General features: G+C 46.0%; 19 protein-coding genes. 4 read left to right on the top strand and 15 right to left on the bottom strand.

The features are described from left to right. Nucleotides 1–75: 75 nt before the first annotated feature. From ADN00_RS19055 to ADN00_RS18985, 14 genes are all read right to left on the bottom strand, one after another. Complete coding sequence (locus tag ADN00_RS19055) at nt 76–1,566, bottom strand: VapE domain-containing protein (protein WP_075064587.1); 1,491 nt, start codon at nt 1,564–1,566, stop codon at nt 76–78. A gap of 23 nt (nt 1,567–1,589) precedes the next feature. Further along, entirely contained in the window at nt 1,590–2,144 is a 555-nt protein-coding gene (locus ADN00_RS19050; RefSeq protein WP_075064586.1) for a vWA domain-containing protein, read from the bottom strand. Next, nucleotides 2,144–2,389 carry a hypothetical protein gene (locus ADN00_RS19045; protein ID WP_075064585.1) on the bottom strand — a complete coding sequence of 82 codons (246 nt, stop codon included), beginning with the start codon at nt 2,387–2,389 and terminating at the stop codon, nt 2,144–2,146. Before ADN00_RS19045 ends, ADN00_RS19050 begins: the two co-directional genes overlap by 1 nt. A gap of 8 nt (nt 2,390–2,397) precedes the next feature. Continuing rightward, nucleotides 2,398–3,228 (bottom strand): J domain-containing protein, encoded by an 831-nt coding sequence (locus ADN00_RS19040; protein ID WP_075064584.1) that lies wholly within the window; start codon nt 3,226–3,228, stop codon nt 2,398–2,400. A gap of 166 nt (nt 3,229–3,394) precedes the next feature. After that, entirely contained in the window at nt 3,395–4,192 is a 798-nt protein-coding gene (locus ADN00_RS19035; protein WP_075064583.1) for a RecB family exonuclease, read from the bottom strand. Continuing rightward, nucleotides 4,189–4,965, bottom strand: coding sequence for a hypothetical protein (locus ADN00_RS19030; RefSeq protein ID WP_075064582.1), 777 nt, complete (start codon nt 4,963–4,965; stop codon nt 4,189–4,191). Before ADN00_RS19030 ends, ADN00_RS19035 begins: the two co-directional genes overlap by 4 nt. Before the next feature lie 2 nt (nt 4,966–4,967). After that, a complete protein-coding gene (locus tag ADN00_RS19025; protein ID WP_075064581.1) occupies nt 4,968–5,714 on the bottom strand; it encodes an ERCC4 domain-containing protein in 747 nt (248 codons plus the stop codon). A 520-nt stretch (nt 5,715–6,234) separates the two neighbouring features. Then, on the bottom strand, nt 6,235–6,462 hold the full coding sequence (locus ADN00_RS19020; protein ID WP_075064580.1) for a hypothetical protein: 228 nt from the start codon (nt 6,460–6,462) through the stop codon (nt 6,235–6,237). Then, nucleotides 6,459–7,217, bottom strand: a complete 759-nt coding sequence (locus tag ADN00_RS19015) for a hypothetical protein (RefSeq protein WP_075064579.1) — start codon at nt 7,215–7,217, stop codon at nt 6,459–6,461. The genes ADN00_RS19020 and ADN00_RS19015 overlap by 4 nt, the downstream gene beginning before the upstream one ends. An 18-nt stretch (nt 7,218–7,235) precedes the next feature. Then, on the bottom strand, nt 7,236–7,499 hold the full coding sequence (locus tag ADN00_RS19010; RefSeq protein ID WP_075064578.1) for a hypothetical protein: 264 nt from the start codon (nt 7,497–7,499) through the stop codon (nt 7,236–7,238). Continuing rightward, nucleotides 7,496–7,987 carry a hypothetical protein gene (locus ADN00_RS19005; protein WP_075064577.1) on the bottom strand — a complete coding sequence of 164 codons (492 nt, stop codon included), beginning with the start codon at nt 7,985–7,987 and terminating at the stop codon, nt 7,496–7,498. Before ADN00_RS19005 ends, ADN00_RS19010 begins: the two co-directional genes overlap by 4 nt. Before the next feature lie 412 nt (nt 7,988–8,399). Next, complete coding sequence (locus tag ADN00_RS18995; protein ID WP_075064575.1) at nt 8,400–8,690, bottom strand: hypothetical protein; 291 nt, start codon at nt 8,688–8,690, stop codon at nt 8,400–8,402. Then, complete coding sequence (locus tag ADN00_RS18990; protein WP_075064574.1) at nt 8,690–8,887, bottom strand: hypothetical protein; 198 nt, start codon at nt 8,885–8,887, stop codon at nt 8,690–8,692. The genes ADN00_RS18995 and ADN00_RS18990 overlap by 1 nt, the downstream gene beginning before the upstream one ends. A 16-nt stretch (nt 8,888–8,903) precedes the next feature. Beyond that, nucleotides 8,904–9,149 (bottom strand): CHC2 zinc finger domain-containing protein, encoded by a 246-nt coding sequence (locus ADN00_RS18985; RefSeq protein WP_075064573.1) that lies wholly within the window; start codon nt 9,147–9,149, stop codon nt 8,904–8,906. Nucleotides 9,150–9,496: 347 nt separating this feature from the next. On the opposite strand from ADN00_RS18985, the gene ADN00_RS18975 reads away from it, so the two are divergent. The 4 genes from ADN00_RS18975 to ADN00_RS18965 all read left to right on the top strand — a co-directional run bounded on the left by ADN00_RS18975 (nt 9,497) and on the right by ADN00_RS18965 (nt 13,470). Then, on the top strand, nt 9,497–9,877 hold the full coding sequence (locus ADN00_RS18975) for a helix-turn-helix transcriptional regulator (RefSeq protein WP_075064571.1): 381 nt from the start codon (nt 9,497–9,499) through the stop codon (nt 9,875–9,877). Between the two features lie 247 nt (nt 9,878–10,124). After that, entirely contained in the window at nt 10,125–10,640 is a 516-nt protein-coding gene (locus tag ADN00_RS19915; RefSeq protein WP_152966425.1) for a hypothetical protein, read from the top strand. Nucleotides 10,641–10,776: 136 nt separating this feature from the next. Continuing rightward, the gene (locus ADN00_RS18970; protein ID WP_075064570.1) at nt 10,777–12,630 is read left to right on the top strand and encodes a site-specific DNA-methyltransferase; all 1,854 of its coding nucleotides are present in this window, start codon (nt 10,777–10,779) and stop codon (nt 12,628–12,630) included. Between the two features lie 15 nt (nt 12,631–12,645). After that, entirely contained in the window at nt 12,646–13,470 is an 825-nt protein-coding gene (locus ADN00_RS18965) for a hypothetical protein (RefSeq protein ID WP_075064569.1), read from the top strand. On the opposite strand, the gene ADN00_RS18960 is transcribed toward ADN00_RS18965, so the two are convergent. Continuing rightward, nucleotides 13,394–13,891, bottom strand: coding sequence for a DUF488 domain-containing protein (locus ADN00_RS18960; RefSeq protein ID WP_075064568.1), 498 nt, complete (start codon nt 13,889–13,891; stop codon nt 13,394–13,396). The genes ADN00_RS18965 and ADN00_RS18960 overlap by 77 nt on opposite strands. Nucleotides 13,892–13,927 lie beyond the last annotated feature (36 nt).

Here is a 13,927-nt window from a genome sequence, read left to right as displayed (position 1 = left end):
CATATATTAAGTAGTCCGTTTCGTGTTCCAACCTCGTTCCAACCTTGTATCCAACCTGTTCCAACCTAGCCACTTTTATGGTCCATAAGCAATGCCCACATAGCCCCAAACCGGCTGACCATTGGAGTTTCGCTGCTTTTTCTTTTCTAACCCAATCTTTTTCATAGCACCAGCCAGCGCCATGGCATTACTCCGGGTATTCCCTTTCAATCCACCTGCAAACGGATCCTCCAAAATAGAAAGAATATCGGCTGTGGGCATCCACCAGGTCTGATTGCCAACTTGAATTTTGAAATGCTTTCGAATCAAATCTTCTACTGGATCAGTGATTTCATACTCCTCATTAATTTCCTGAGCGCGCTTTTCTTCATCTTTGGTCAGCTGCCAGCTTTCTCTAGCCAAGTAAGCAGCCATCGCCTCTGCCCAAACCAAATCTGGCTCAATGCTTGTATAATCCCAATTGATACCTTCCAAGTGTGAAATGTGAAAGCGCCTGCTACCTGTAGGGTCATTTAGAATGCCACTGCTATTGTTGACTGTGCCGATAAAGCTTGCCATGGCCGGTTTATTGATATCATAATGGCCGTAAGGCTTTCTTACGGTTACCTTACGCTTGGTCAGGAAAGCTTTCAATGCTTCGTAATCTGCACGCCTGGTTGTGGCGCCCAACTCACTTACTTCCCAGATCCAATAACTGAATAACCGAATATCAGAATCCTTGTCTTCTGTATTGATGGGTGCCTCTATGAAATAATCCTGGAGCGGCTTTGCCAGCCATTTCACAAATTCACTTTTGCCAATCCCCTGGCGGCCATCCAGAACCAGCATGGGGTTTTGCTCTGCCTCAAACACTTTGGCGCAGGCACCTATCATCCATTTTCTCAACCAGATTGGGAACATGCCATATTTATCCTTGAAAAAGGAAGCAAGCTCAGCGATGTAATTTCCGCCATCATAATTCAAGCTGGTCAAGTACTGTCGCACAGGATGATATCGCTGTTGGAAAGCCAAAGAAACATAAGCATCTTCAACTACTTGAGAGCGTTCAAACCCCAAATCTCTCATCTGGCTTCGAATCTGGGCTGCCAAATGATCGTGGATTGGACTTCCATTTACCTCAATATTGTCAGTGCACTCATTCAACTTGAAATCATATCCAAGCTGGTGCTGAAGCACCTTTACATACTCAATGGTTTTAACCCGCTTTTTTTTGCCCTTCTGCTGCTCAAAGTCAAGAATGACCTTCATTCGCAGGTTAAGTGCTCCCGTTATGGCGATTGCCACAGCAGGGTCAAATTTTGCAATTGCGTTGCGCCAGGCAGTGTCCGCGTCTTCCCCGTTGGCCATATCTTGTGACATGTTCTCATGGATTGACCGCCAGGGTTCGCCGGTTGGGGGAACCAATCCCGGAAGTTCCTTGAGTGCCATAATCTGGGCAATTTGCTCAAGCCCATCCAAAAAATCCGGTTCCCCTTCAAAGTGCTTTTCCAGTTCCTCCGCGTCCGTGGGCGCCACGCCAGCATTGAGTAGTGTTTTAAATAGATTCATTGTTGTGCTGGTTGTCATGTGGTCCCCTCGCTTATGGATCGCTATCCGGCATGAAGCAGGCCCATGATTCCAGCCTGCAACTCTTTTGCTCGATCAACCGTAACTGACTTGCCACCAGTTACCGCGGCCAGCTTTTGCAAAAATTCACGCCCCTGCGGCCTATCTTCCGGACCAACATAGATGACATCAATTCTATTTTTAAAAGTCGCTGCAACTCGCAAGGATTCCTCCTCAGAATCGGGTTGCCCGTCACTGATTATGATGAAACGCATTTCTGGCACATCCGCTACTTTGACAAAATTGAGTGCTTTGGCCAAGTCTGTTGTTGCGCCAAGAAAAACCGGAACCCCATTTGGGCAGAATTGCACCGCTGAACTGAATGAAATCACTGCAATTTTTCCAGGTAGGTTTTTCTGAAGTTGAGAAAGTTCCTGGCAGGCAACCTCATACCGGCTCAAGCCACCACGGCTATCCTTATCTTCCATTGATCCTGAAGTATCTACAATGCAGATGCAGTCCGCATTGATAAAACTCTCGGCAATTGAGATCTGGTTTTGCTTTGCAATTGAGCTCAGCGAACCTTGTACTATGGTCATCAAATCCTCTCTTTCTGAGTTGGTAACGTGCCAGCCGCCAAATGCAAGCCCATAAGCGTCAGCATTTCAACAATAGATTTCTCACTGACCATTGTGTAAGGATAAATTATCCGCAGCTCCTTTCTCAAATCCCGGGCAATCTCCCAAATCTCTTCTGGCGCTTTTTCCACAAGTGGCTGTAGTAGTTCCCTTCGTTCAGTTGGTGTGCACCTTCGAAAAGTTTTCATAATCTTTCTTTGGTTCATCTTTTCACCTATATCCAAGACTCCACTGGATGATCAGAGCCGGCTGGCCATGAAACGACAAGAATCTGGCCACACTCATTGATAATATCTTCCCAGTGGATGATTTTTGAAACTGTGAAACGTCCTAAGACTTCACTGCCTTCAACCAGAATATGACCACAGCGCAAAGGCGCCCGGTAATTTCTGTGCAATAGTTGATAAGTTTGATCTGCTTTATTTACTTTTAGAGTTGCCTGAAGAGCCAAACCAGCTTCATACTTCAGCCGTTTGATGGGGTCATTCAGAATCTCATAAGCAGATTGAATGCGCATGAATTGATCAGCCGCATCAGGCTCTTTACAGATATCTGGATGCCACTGCCTGGCCATACGTCTGAAACCGGTCTTAATTTCCTCCGGGGTGGCGCTTTGCTTTACTCCGAGTACTGCAAACAATGAGATCTGCTGGTCAGGTTGGGGTGGGCCTGCTTCAAACCAGGTTCTTAATGCTTCCTCGGGAAAAACGACTGACCACTGTTCCCCAACCAAACCAAATGCAGAACTGCTTCCATCCTCGCGAGTTTTACACTGGCCAATATATCTCACTTCAATCAACTTCAAGTCAATTGTTTGTTGAAATTCTTGTACATGCGGAACGGGTATCTGATCATTGAAATAATGTGCCGCCAGGTGTGCCAGCGTCTGACCATGTTGGGGAGCAATCAACCAGCAGCGTTTCTGATTATCCCAGCGCCGGTCAGTGGCTGGAATCCTGATCTTCAGATCATTGACCAGCGCCGGGTTAAATGGGCTATAAAAAGCCAACACACCACTATCATTCACAAGTGTGCACTGATTCATTCATCCCCCTTTTTGAACAAACCACAAGACGGAAAATCAGCATCCCAGGGGCTTAATTTCTGTATCATCAGGCGAATCGATTCCCCAGTTCTGGTTGTGAATTCCTTTTCTTTTTCAGATTTTCATTCTTCAAACAACATTTGCCACCTCTTGGTTATACGAAATATCAACACTTACCCCTGCATAAATGCCAATACTCACAATACTGAGGGTCACACTTCCACCCGGTTGGGTTCTCCGGGAAAATCCCCGCATCTATTCCCTTCCAGACCTTTTGAATCATTGAGAACAGCCACATCATCTGGCCTGGAGTATGACCATGTTCCAATACCTGAAACTGCGGCTTTTTCGTTTTCACGAATACAAAATGCCTGAATTTCCAACCGGGTGTCTGGATCCCCGCTTGATTGAGAGCTGCCAGGTAGAATAATGGCTGCGTTTCGCCCAATGCTTTCTCAGCTGACCAGCTCCGGTTGCTTGTTTTAAAATCTCCCGGAATCCCATCGGCTGTGACGATATCAATAAAGCCAATTATTGGCACTGGCACACCGGGCACCTGCAGAGTGACTTTGCGTTCGATTTTTACCCCGCTCGAATCCACGCCTGGTATGATGCTGAGTATGCCTGAATGAATATCATCATGGGAAAGCAGCCGAATACCATCATTGCAAAGGCTTTCCGGTGTATCAGCTCCCCAGTCAACATCTTCGCGGGTAATGAGTTCACCTTTTTCATTTTTTACAGTGCTCTGCTCACGCCATTTTTCCTGCCAGATTTCCATCAAATCCGGCTTTCCACCATTGGCGATTCCTGCCAAATACCCTTCTACAGTGTTATGAAATGCAGATCCAAAGATCAATGCAGTGCTGGTTGGCGCAGTCACCTTGTCCAGGTAGTGAAACTTCCAGCTTGCTGCACAGGTCAGGTAAGTTGAGATACTGGAATAGGAAAGGTGCTCGATCATTGAACACCCCCGGCCAATTTTGCGGCAGCTTTGACAAGTTCTTCATTGGTCCTTGGAATGGCCCCCTCATTGGCAACCATAACAGCTTCCGCCCCATACTGAGCCACTAATTCATCCAGGCTCGGAATATCAGCTTCCGCCTGAACGCTCTGAGTCTGGCTCTGTTCGATCGTGGGCATGCTTTTTAAATCGATAATGTCACCATCTTCTGTCAGCGCAAGCCCAAATTCTTCAGGCATTTTCATGATGGAAGTCATACCAGCTACAATGTCCGGTGCTACCACGTCTGCTGTAAAGCCTACTGCGCGCCATTGGCACATATTTTTGGGGTAATGTTCCCATCCACTTTGTGGCTTGATCAATCCTGCGTTTCTCGCATCTTCAATTGTGAAACTCACAGAATACTCAAATCCGTTATCGCGCTGCATGTAGCAGGAGTGACCAATATATTGACCATTCTTCGTCAACTCTTTGATCTCAATTTTCTTGATTTTCGGGCTGTTTAACAGCATGGCCAGCGCTCCCCGCGGGCTGAGACCTGGCTTTCCCTGCACAACCTGAATCAGCTCAAAGCTGGCCGTGATCGAAAGCCCCATTTCAAATCCCTTCAGCATGATGGCAGCCGCCGCTTCCGGGCTGGTCACACCAAATAGGCGGCTGCGGTACATTACTGGCGCCATTTCATTGATCATTTTCCAGATACCGGGAGTAATCACCCGTTCTGTAGGCGCCAATGCAAACGAATTTTGCTTTTCTTGAATAGATAGGTCCATTTTTATTGTTCTCCCAAGTTCAATATGGCTAATTCTTCCTGGTGATTCTCACCCAACACAACCCCAATCTGTTCAGATTCTTTCAACCCTAAAGTCCAGCGTACTCCGCGCTTAATTCCCTCTCCAATGCCAGGGATCTGAGAAGTGGCATCCGTCAACGCTACCAGCGCCCATGCCGGAGTACCGCAATACTGCATCACCGTTTGCACTTTTTCCAGACCTATCCCAGGAAGACCAGCGATGAAAGCCGCCTGATTGCCTAAAATCCGCGCTTCGCGAGCCGGCATCACCAGCATTTTGGGGTCTCGTTTTCGGCTGGCCAGCCGTGCCAAACACGGCCCATAATCCGCATCACCGGCGCAGAACTGAACAAACACACCCGCTTCTTGTACAGTCAGCAAAGCTCCCTGTACAGCGTTCCAGTTCCAGCCGGTTTCACCCCGGTTGGTTATTGCTTTTCCATTTGTGCCACGGATGATTTCATCAGTGATAACCAGGTAAGGCCAAAATCCATGTGTTTTGCGATATTCAGCCAGGTCAGCAATCTGGACCATCAAACGTTCTTGCTTGAGTGAATTCAAAAAATCATCAGGAGTTTTTCGTTCTACAATGAGCGTAATTCCATCGTCACACGCCACCCACGCATCACCGCTTTCCAAGAAGGTCACCGCTGCAGGCGCGTTATTGAACTGCAAATTCTTCACCCATTCGGGCTCTCTTGAATCAATCATCACTGCTGTAATGCTCATATACAAACCTCTTTAGGTTGGCGGGGCCCGGCAAATGTCGGGGTTCATTTAACCGGGCCCCTAAAGGAAGGGAATGGTTAATATGGCAGAGGGATTTACGGGGATCGAACCCGCTTTGCCCGTTGCCAGGTGCGGGGGGAACACCTGCCAATGCAAATCCCAGAATGCGCCCCATGCCATTCGCTACGCTTGCCAACAGACCGGATTTCTCCGCTGCATACATACAAAAATGGGGCGCTATTCAATTGTCAAGCTGGTATGATTGCTTTTTCCCGCTACCTAGCGCTTACGGGCTGCCCTTCTGTGCTGTTGGGCCAGCAAGCCCCAGAAGTTCGCAAATTGGGCACAGAGGCCTCGAACCTCTGTTGCAGTGTGGAGGAGCACCGCCGCGATTCCCGCACCCAACCTACCGCTAATCGATTGATGTCGAGCGTATGGCTGCACCCGCTATCTGTTTCTTTTTCCCGGTTACTCTATCCGGGTTGGCATGTGAGGGGGGCACTGCCAAAGCAACTGGCAATTAAGTTCGGGAACGACTGATTGCGATTTGCAGGTTTTCAAGCGTGATCACATCATCTCGCAAAGCCATAGCGGCTTGCAGATCCCGCTCATTCGCAAGTGCAAGGGCTTCTTCTCGGGTCATGGTGTCAGACTCCGGCACATAGGCAGAAATTAAAGCGTCCTCGTACTCAATGCGCGCTCGTTGTTCCTCAACAGTCTCAAATGGATAGACTTTCGTAGTGGTCATTTTGTCATTTCCTCTGCCAGTAACTGCATGGTTTCAGGGCTGTCTACCGTAAAGTACTTTGCCAGCAGCGGTTGAGTGGAAATATTGGCAGCCAGGGAACTGCGAATCACATTCAGGTCTGTCTGGCCGCGGGCCGCATTTTGAACGTAAATGCGCAAGAAATTCAAAGCTGTTTGCTTTTCCTGATTGCCATTGCTATTTCCATTGTTGTGACCATTGCCATTCGTGCCCTGCGCCGAATTATGAGCGGTGGCTTGCGGCTGAGTATTCACCGGGGCGGCGCCACCACTGAGAAAATCTGCTTTGCATTCGGCTTCACTGGCAAATGCTTTTACAAATTCAAAGGTGGTCCGCTCGCGATCTTCCCCATTACCATTCGTGTACGTCTGACCAGTGCTGGCTAGCTTCACGCGCACATAACGGCCATTGATCTCTTTCGCGGTCAGCCCAAGCGCCTTGATGGATTTCAGCACAATGCCAGCCCATTCACGGCTTTCTGCAATCAAGTCCCGCTTGATATCGAAGCTCACGTTCTGCTCAGGGATCGGGAAGATCTTGATTTCCACAGAAGTACGGCGCTGGTCTACCGAATGCTGCTGAGGGTCAAAAGGCACCTTGCCCACACCTTTTTGTAAAACACAGTACCAGAGCGCAATTTCAACCTGGCCCCAATACTCACCATGATTCACTGGCGGATTATCGGCAATATCCCAGGGATCAGGTTGTGTTACAGTTTGGTTATTTGGAAAAGTCATTTCGGTTTCTCCTTCAAATTATTGTTTGATCACACCGCTCGCCTGCACACCCAGGCTTTGCAGTTCAATAAGGCTTTGTTTTTCACAATCAATCCAGGTGATTACCTTCTCAACACACCTACCGCCAAGCCAATCATTCAATTGCACTACCGGCAGGCTGTAATAAATTTCATTCAGCATGCGTAAGCGCTTCTCAATATTGAGGGGCTTTATCCCAATCACATATTTTCGCTGAAGCCACCAAATCAGCAGCAGAATTTTGAGCGGAATATTTCCAATCATTGAATCACCACCTCAGGTTGCAGAAAATCGGGCGTCACCATAAAAATGGGCATAATGAACACGGTAGGCAGCCCTTTCAAGGCTGTAACCGCCATCTCAACCGAATAGGCCGCTAGTGCTTCAGTAATCGCCTTTGGAAGTGCGGCTGGGGTAATGTACTTCCAACCATCCGCTTCCAAAGCCTTCACCGTTTCGGTCAGGCTTACCGCATTCACACGCATGCCATTCAACGCATCTGAAGCGCCACTTTGGCTCAATACCGTCATGGCATAGTTTGTGCCTCTTGGCCAGGCCATCAAGAACACTTCCCCCTTCTGCATCAAAAAGGTTCCCGCTTCATTGGCTACCACCATGCGCATTCCCTCAATTGTTTCCGCCGCTCCCAGAGTACCAGCGGGTGCCGCGCTGCTGATTGCCCCGCATGCTCCAATGAATAACGAGAGCACTAGCGAGATAGAAAGAATTAAACTTCGCGTTTTTGCTTGCATATTCACCTCTTGTTTTGTTATAATTTTCGCGTGGCTTGTGCCACCTCTTGTAGAAAGCCCCGGCTGCCCCCCTCAGCCTGGGTTTTCTCTTTTCCAGGCCCAACTGCTTCAAGCTCAAACCTAATCCGATGCAGGCAGTCATTTGCAATGGCCACCTGCCGCATTTCTTCGGAACGTCCGGCGCATTTGCCATGGATCACCGTAGAGAGGGCGATTAGACCCCGATTCGCATCGCCTAGCGCTGCCTGTCTGGCGTGTTCGGCCGTGTTTGGCCATCGTAAACGCTTTGTCATCTCTACACCCCTTCCTTCTCTATTCAGTTGTAAAAGTACCGTTTCAACTCCCCATTACTGCCGGTTTGCCATCTTTTTGAGACTACCCACCTCCTTTCTGTTATGGTTGAGGTATGAAATCAGGTCAGCCAAACGTACAGCAGGTTATCTACGATCCGGGTACCAATTCGGCCAGATTCACTGAATTTGAGAATGGCCATCGTGTAAAGCATGGAGCGATAGTCTTCAGCTTCCTTCTTGTCCCGCATTTCAAAAATGGTCGCTTTTTGAGGCTTCAGTATTTCCAGCATATTTCGGCACTGCTGCGCACGGCTGGGACCACCCATCCGGTAATTAATTTCACTGAGTTCAACTTCTCCCAATACAGTGGGGATGGTTACAAATTGGTCAGTTGTGGTTGGGTTATTCATCATTCCTCCGTTTCAGTTAAGGTTTTGCTGGCCGCCAAAGCCGGTTCAAAGACACCGGCAGCCTGCAGTTGCTCAAATTTCTCTTCTACCAGCTTGCGGATGGTTTCGCTTTTGCCCGCTTGCAGCGCATCGGCAATGCGGTCCAAACGCTGGATGGTATCAATGTCGAGCGAAAATGTGCTCATCACGTTGGGCATGTTGGAATACTCCTTTCTAAAAATGCTTGTTCAAATTGTGTTTCTGGTATCTTTCAATCAATTCTTCAATTTCCCCATCCGCTTTGCAGCTCATGCAGTGATAGCCACGCGCATTAAATATGAGCCAATTGTTTTCTTCTTTGCAGAAAGGGCAATTTGTTACAAATACATCCGAGAGATATCGCCTGGCATTTATCTGCTTCGCCAGTTGAAAAACCACTTCATTTTCCGTTTCTTTTCGAATTTCCTCTTTTGGATTCATTGGTCATTACTCCTAGTAGCGCGCCCAGGGGTTGCGATTTTGCCACTCAATCACCATTTGGTAGGCATACCGCCCCACTTTGAGAGAAGCTGTAAAACTGTGAATTACATACTTCGCCCTGGTGAACCATTGGATGTAAGTTGCATTTTTCCAGTGTGGGGCTTGATAACTCCGGTAGAAGTGGATTTTCATTACTTGATCTCTCTATTGTTTTCTTTATGTCATCTTTTTATTTTCTTTAGATAGCTATATTATACAAATTATTTATTTATTGTCAATATGTCAATTTTTTACTATCCATAGATATACACGAAAGGCGTAAATTGTTTTCTATGGAAAGCGGATCGTTGGAAAAATTTAAAGAATGGTTGGACAAGTCACTGGATGATCGCAATTGGAAGTATGCCGATCTCGCCAGATTCACTGGACTTGACTCAGCTGTAATCAGCAATATTGTCAATGGCCGTAGGGGTCTTGGTATCGATACCGCGGCGTTGATTGGCGATGTGCTTGCGGTTAGGCCTGATTTTCTTTTGAGACTATACGGTGCGTTACCCCCAATTCCAAAAGAAGAAAACGAAATTGAGCAATTAGCTTACCGAATATCCAAACTTCCAGCGGAAGACCAACAGATTATCGATGACCTAATACAGGCGATGCTTTCCAGGCGGGGAATTTTCACGAATGAGAAGAACAATATATCGAACACGGAAGCTCCGTCAGCTTAGCAAGTTTGATCGATCGATCATCAATAAATTGACTTGGTACTTTGAAAAACGTCAGAAAGTAGCGGGGATACTGAGTATCCTACAGGCCATGCCAAAGCCTGTAGCTTTTTCGCTTCGGGCTTCACTGATTAGTTTTGGGTTGCTTACAATCATGCCAACTCATCCCATTGCTATTCCGGCTGCATTCGGAGGGGGATTGTCAATGGCGTTCGTTATGTGCATCAGATGAGACAACGGGGAGGAAAATATGAAAAAGTCCTATGCATTGATATTCGCTATAGCTTTATCGATTCTTTTTTCAGCTTGCGTGCCTTCTGAAGAACAGCTTCAAGAAATTGTTTCTCAGACAATTGCAGCTTACACACCGATTCCTACCAATACTCCATATTCAACCTTCACACCGTATCCAACATCTACCGCATATCCCACATTAACAGCTGTAATTCAGACCGTTATTGTTACCCCTACCGAAACGCCGACTCCTGAGTTTACACCAACTATTACCGCTACAGCAACTTCTACGCCAAATCCACTCCAAACCAATAAAGGTCCCGGTTTTTATCTTGTGGGCATTGATATCGCACCTGGCATATGGCGTTCCCAGGGTGATTCTGATGGATGCTATTGGTCTATCAACACAAAAACCGGGGATATTATTGATAACCATTTTGGAATGGCTGGCGGAACCATGTATATAAGTCCAGGCGCTTTTCAAGTAGAGCTGAATGCTGATTGTGGAGAATGGGTTTATCTGGGTCAATAGATTTCTGAAGTTGATAAGAATCCAATCAGCAAGCAGAGAACTTAGTATATATTCGTAACCATCTTATCATTTCCAATTTTTACCAAATTTCCCACTCGGGAATTATGGTCACTCTTTCTACAACCACAAAATCATCATGACCAAATCTACCATCCCCACCACCAGCGCAGTACCCAATCAAGATCGATTAGAGATCCTTAAATCCGCTTTTCCCGAGGCCTTCACCGAAGGCAAAATTGACCTGGAAAAGCTCAAAGCCGCCCTGGGTGAAGACCTGGCCAGCGGCAAAGAGCGCTACAACTTCACCTGGGCCGGCAAGCGGGATGCCATTGGCATTCTGCAAATCCCCACCCGCGCCACCCTGGTACCGGCGCCGGAAGAATCAATCAACTTTGATACCACACAAAATATTTTCATCGAAGGGGATAATCTTGAAGTCCTCAAGCTTCTGTATAAATCCTATTTTGGCCGGGTAAAGTTAATCTATATCGATCCCCCTTACAACACCGGGAATGATTTCATCTATCCTGATAACTATACAGATCCGATAGAAACCTATCTGCAAATCTCCGGCCAAAAAGATGCTGAGGGGAACCTTCTTACATCTAATCCCGAAACTTCCGGGCGTTATCACTCTGCCTGGCTCAGTATGATGTATCCCAGGTTGTTCTTGGCAAGGCAATTATTGAGGGATGATGGAGTGATTTTTATTTCTATTGATGATCGTGAAGTCTCAAACTTACGAAAATTATGCGATGAAGTCTTTGGAGAAGAAAATTTTATAGCTTCAGTGATATGGCAGAAAAAATACTCTCCTTCCAACGACTCAAAATGGTTGTCAGATAACCATGATTTCATCTTGTTGTATAGCAAAAACAAAGAAATTTGGCGACCTAAGCTATTACCACGCACTGAAGAAGCGAATTCTCGTTACAGCAATCTCGATATGGACCCTCGAGGGGATTGGAAACCAAGCGGTTTGGATGTCAAAACATATTCAGCGGAATATGATTATGAAATAACAGTACCCTCTGGAAGAATTGTAAAGCCGCCAAAAGGTGCTTGCTGGCGAGTGAGCAAAGAAAGATTTCAAGAACTTGTGAATGACAATCGAATTTGGTTTGGTTCTGACGGAAATAATGTACCAGCAATCAAAAGGTTTCTTTCCGAAGTTAAACAAGGAATAACGCCTTTAACTATTTGGTTATATAAAGAAGTTGGACATAACCAAGAAGCAACACAAGAGTTAAAGAAATTGGGAATATATGATTTTGATTCTCCAAAACCCGTTCGTCTTATAAAACGCATCCTTGAAATATCTACAGAAAATAATCAAGATGATATTATCGTCGATTTTTTCTGTGGTTCTGGCACCACCGCACACTCCATTCTCGAACTAAACCATAAAGATGGTGGAAATAGAAAGTTCATACTAGTACAATTACCTGAACCAACAAATAATAAATCCTTTTCAACAATAGCCGAATTAGGTAAAGAACGTATTCGACGTGTTATCAATAAAATTCAATCTGAATCATCAACAGGTCAACCAGGACTTCCCCTTGAAACCCGTGACACTCCAGAGGATTTAGGCTTTCGCGTCTACAAACTCAAAGAATCCAACTTCAAACCCTGGGTGGGTGTGCAAGAGAAAGATCCAGAAACCTACATGCACCAGATGCAAGCCTTCAATGACGCTCTGGTAGAAGGCTGGACTGTGGATGCTGTTCTCACCGAATTGGCTATCAAACATGGTCTTTGTCTCACCTATCAGGTTGAGAAAATCGCAATCCTGGGCGGAACCGTCTATAAACTGACAGATCCAGAAAAAGAACAAAGTCTCTTTGTCTGCCTGGATAGCCATTTTGACCTGGCAGCCTTCAATGAATTGAAGCTGGATAAAGAAACGATTTTCATTTGTCTCGATTCCGCGTTGGATGATGAGACTGCTGCAAACCTGGCGCTGGTCTGCCGGCTGGAGACGATATGAGAAAGGGGGAGTTCAATGTCCATATACCACTATGAAAAATTGTTGATTCTTACCAAAACATACCCGTCACCGTCTTTGAAATACAGAGAGACTTCTTGCGTTGCAGCCCTCAATCAAAAAGGCGAAATGCGAAGGATTTTTCCAGTGCCATTCCGCTTATTAGACGGCCAACAGCAATTTCAAAGGTGGGAGTGGATAAAAGCACGTGTAGCAAAGGCAACGGGTGACAACCGACCGGAAAGCTATCGCATTGATGTTGATTCAATTCAAAGATTATCAAAAATAGGCACAGAAAACGCCTGGGCAGAACGAATTCAATGGATCAGCCCACACATGATCTGCAGCTTTGATGCAATTGAAGCACGCCGCCAGGCAACCGGGGAGACTTTGGGGTTTATTCGCCCTTCAAAGGTGAATCTGATAATCAAAAAATCTGATCAACCTGACTGGACACCCGAAGAAAACGAAAAACTAATCAAAGATGGTCTCTTTGATTCTGAAGAAGTCAGGCAGCGAAACCCATTGAGAAAAGTCCCCTATGACTTTTATTACACATACGAGAGTTTTTCTGATGGAAGCCTGCCAATAGAGTACACTCATAAAATTACAGATTGGGAAGTCTGTGCGCTTTATTGGCGTTGTATTCGAGATTATGGAAATGATTGGGAGATCGCTTTCAGAAATAAATTACAAGACGAATTCTCACAAACCAAGGACTTGATCTTCTTGATGGGCACAATGCATCGCTTTCGTGATAAGTGGCTTATCGTAGGCTTGATATATCCACCGAAGGTCGAAGCCAGGCAACAGGCTCTGTTTTTACCATGCCCAAATGATTGATGTCCAACTCGTAATCGCAATTAAAAAGCACCTCATCGGCCACATATCGGCGATGACAATAATGGTAATCAGCTTCAAAACATAACAGGCAACATTTTTCTAATCGAACTAATCCGATTAACTTCCGAATTTCTTCGGATTGAGTTCGCAGATAAGCGAGGAATCGCTTTGAATACTTAATCCAATCATTATCCTTTCGGTAATCATGCCGAATTTCTTTTGGACAACCCAAAGATGATAAATGCAAATATTTAATTTGGTGTGCTTTTGCTCTCTCAGATAAAGATTTTTTCGAAAAACCAGGTTTACGGCTTAAAGGGAGTTCTCTAATGTCTACTAGCGTCTCAATTCCATTTGTCTTTAAGATTTCAAAAAACTCTTCAATATTCAAACCCTCATAACCAATCGTTGCCAGCACCATGATGTTACTCCCACTTTCATCCAAACTACTTTTCAC

Origin of the sequence: Ornatilinea apprima, assembly GCF_001306115.1 — a bacterium.
Taxonomy (GTDB): domain Bacteria; phylum Chloroflexota; class Anaerolineae; order Anaerolineales; family Anaerolineaceae; genus Ornatilinea; species Ornatilinea apprima.
Note: the sequence above shows the minus strand (reverse complement) of the source record. Positions and strands in the feature narration are given on the sequence as shown.

What these genes read in the sequence shown, in the direction of transcription:
- ADN00_RS19055 (WP_075064587.1), bottom strand. Translation starts at nt 1,566, where the DNA reads ATGACAACCAGCACAACAATGAATCTATTTAAAACACTACTCAATGCT.
- ADN00_RS19050 (WP_075064586.1), bottom strand. Translation starts at nt 2,144, where the DNA reads ATGACCATAGTACAAGGTTCGCTGAGCTCAATTGCAAAGCAAAACCAG.
- ADN00_RS19045 (WP_075064585.1), bottom strand. Translation starts at nt 2,389, where the DNA reads ATGAACCAAAGAAAGATTATGAAAACTTTTCGAAGGTGCACACCAACT.
- ADN00_RS19040 (WP_075064584.1), bottom strand. Translation starts at nt 3,228, where the DNA reads ATGAATCAGTGCACACTTGTGAATGATAGTGGTGTGTTGGCTTTTTAT.
- ADN00_RS19035 (WP_075064583.1), bottom strand. Translation starts at nt 4,192, where the DNA reads ATGATCGAGCACCTTTCCTATTCCAGTATCTCAACTTACCTGACCTGT.
- ADN00_RS19030 (WP_075064582.1), bottom strand. Translation starts at nt 4,965, where the DNA reads ATGGACCTATCTATTCAAGAAAAGCAAAATTCGTTTGCATTGGCGCCT.
- ADN00_RS19025 (WP_075064581.1), bottom strand. Translation starts at nt 5,714, where the DNA reads ATGAGCATTACAGCAGTGATGATTGATTCAAGAGAGCCCGAATGGGTG.
- ADN00_RS19020 (WP_075064580.1), bottom strand. Translation starts at nt 6,462, where the DNA reads ATGACCACTACGAAAGTCTATCCATTTGAGACTGTTGAGGAACAACGA.
- ADN00_RS19015 (WP_075064579.1), bottom strand. Translation starts at nt 7,217, where the DNA reads ATGACTTTTCCAAATAACCAAACTGTAACACAACCTGATCCCTGGGAT.
- ADN00_RS19010 (WP_075064578.1), bottom strand. Translation starts at nt 7,499, where the DNA reads ATGATTGGAAATATTCCGCTCAAAATTCTGCTGCTGATTTGGTGGCTT.
- ADN00_RS19005 (WP_075064577.1), bottom strand. Translation starts at nt 7,987, where the DNA reads ATGCAAGCAAAAACGCGAAGTTTAATTCTTTCTATCTCGCTAGTGCTC.
- ADN00_RS18995 (WP_075064575.1), bottom strand. Translation starts at nt 8,690, where the DNA reads ATGAATAACCCAACCACAACTGACCAATTTGTAACCATCCCCACTGTA.
- ADN00_RS18990 (WP_075064574.1), bottom strand. Translation starts at nt 8,887, where the DNA reads ATGCCCAACGTGATGAGCACATTTTCGCTCGACATTGATACCATCCAG.
- ADN00_RS18985 (WP_075064573.1), bottom strand. Translation starts at nt 9,149, where the DNA reads ATGAATCCAAAAGAGGAAATTCGAAAAGAAACGGAAAATGAAGTGGTT.
- ADN00_RS19915 (WP_152966425.1), top strand. Translation starts at nt 10,125, where the DNA reads ATGAAAAAGTCCTATGCATTGATATTCGCTATAGCTTTATCGATTCTT.
- ADN00_RS18970 (WP_075064570.1), top strand. Translation starts at nt 10,777, where the DNA reads ATGACCAAATCTACCATCCCCACCACCAGCGCAGTACCCAATCAAGAT.
- ADN00_RS18965 (WP_075064569.1), top strand. Translation starts at nt 12,646, where the DNA reads ATGTCCATATACCACTATGAAAAATTGTTGATTCTTACCAAAACATAC.
- ADN00_RS18960 (WP_075064568.1), bottom strand. Translation starts at nt 13,891, where the DNA reads ATGGTGCTGGCAACGATTGGTTATGAGGGTTTGAATATTGAAGAGTTT.